1 protein-coding gene is annotated in these 1,485 nt (G+C 67.3%); it reads right to left on the reverse strand.

Annotated elements, in window-relative coordinates; all coding sequences use genetic code 11:
- Positions 1-23 precede the first annotated feature (23 nt).
- Positions 24-1,250, reverse strand: a complete 1,227-nt coding sequence (locus AAEX60_RS16350; RefSeq protein WP_342105062.1) for an IS110 family transposase — start codon at positions 1,248-1,250, stop codon at positions 24-26.
- Between the last annotated feature and the right edge of the window lie 235 nt (positions 1,251-1,485).

The raw sequence follows: 1,485 nt of genomic DNA on the forward strand, positions 1-1,485 counted from the left end.
GGGGGGTGTCCCTATGTTCCTCGTCAAGCGGCGAGGGGCATGAGTGGGGGTTCCGGTGCCGGGGCGGGTGCCCGGTAGGGCTCCCGGTTCTTGAGCATGGCGAACAGGACATCACAGCGGCGGCGGGACAGGCAGATGAGGGCGGCGTTGTGCTTCTTGCCTTGGGCTCGTTTGCGGTCGTAGTAGGCCTTGCTGGTGGAGTCGGCTCGGAGGGCGGCGAAGGCGGACAGGAACAAGGCTCGTTTGAGGTGTTTGTTGCCTGACCTGGCGGGGAACTCGCCGCGGATGCTGGTGCCGGAGCGGCGGGTGACTGGGGCAAGGCCGGCGTAGGCGGCCAGGTGTCCGGCGGTGGGGAATTGTGAGGCGTCGCCGACGTCGAGCAGGATCCTGGCTGCGGTCCTGACCCCGACGCCTGGCATCGAGGTCAGGACCTCGGCAAGAGGGTGCGCATCAACCACCTGTTCGATCTGCGCGGCGAGTGCTTGGCGCTGGTCCAGCGTCTGGCGCAGCGACGCCGCGAGTTGGGGCAGGACCTGTTCCGCGGCGGCGGTGCCCGCGACCGTGACGGTCTGCTCACCAATCGCGGTGGTGATGGCGTCGGCGAAGTCTTGTGCGCCGCGAGGGTAGGCCTTGCTGATGATGCGCAGCAGCCGTGACTTCGACGCCGCCCGGATTCCTTGGGGGCCGCCGAGTTGCTCGATCACCGCAAGGCCCTGTTTGGTGCCCAATTTGGGTCCGAGGACGCGTTCCAGCGCGGGATGGATCTGTGTCAACAACCCTCGGATGCGGTTCGACAACCGGGTGGCCTCGGCCGCGAGGTCCTCGTCGAAGCCGACCAAGACCTTCAACTCGGCGAGGGTTTCCTCGCCGGCGTCGACCCGGCGCAGGGTGTGGGGCATGGTCCGGGCGGCATCCGCGATGACGAACGCATCCCTCGCGTCGGTCTTCGCGTTGCCCGGGTAGAGGTCGGCGGCGCGGCGCATCGCCAAACCGGGCAGGTAGGCGACCGTGATGCCCAGTGATCGGGCGACAGCGATCGGCAGGGCGCCGATCGTGTTGGGCTGGTCCACGATCATCAGCACCCGGCCGTGCTCGGACAGGCTGCGGAACAGGTCTTCCAGCTTGGTCTGGTCTTGGGGCAAGGCCTTGTCGAAGACGCGTTTGCCGGCAGCGTCGAGGGCGCAGGCGTGATGGGTTTGTTTGCCCACGTCCAGCCCGCACCAGATGTCGAAGCCGCTGCCCTGGTTCATGACGCTCACCATCCTTGCATCGAAGCGACGGTCGTCGATCACTGGTGATGCGTCAGCTGCCGGCACCCACGTTACGAAGAGACCTTTGAACAGGCCGTGTCCCTATCAGCGGTCGGCTGGCGCCACCAGGCCCGGTGACAACACCCCCCGGATCATGCGTACGACAGGGGCACAGAGTCATGCCGGGCCCGGCGACCGTAACCCCGCCCTACGGGGTCACCAGCAAGGTAACGGG

Source organism: Luteococcus sp. H101, assembly GCF_038433155.1.
Lineage (GTDB): Bacteria > Actinomycetota > Actinomycetes > Propionibacteriales > Propionibacteriaceae > Luteococcus.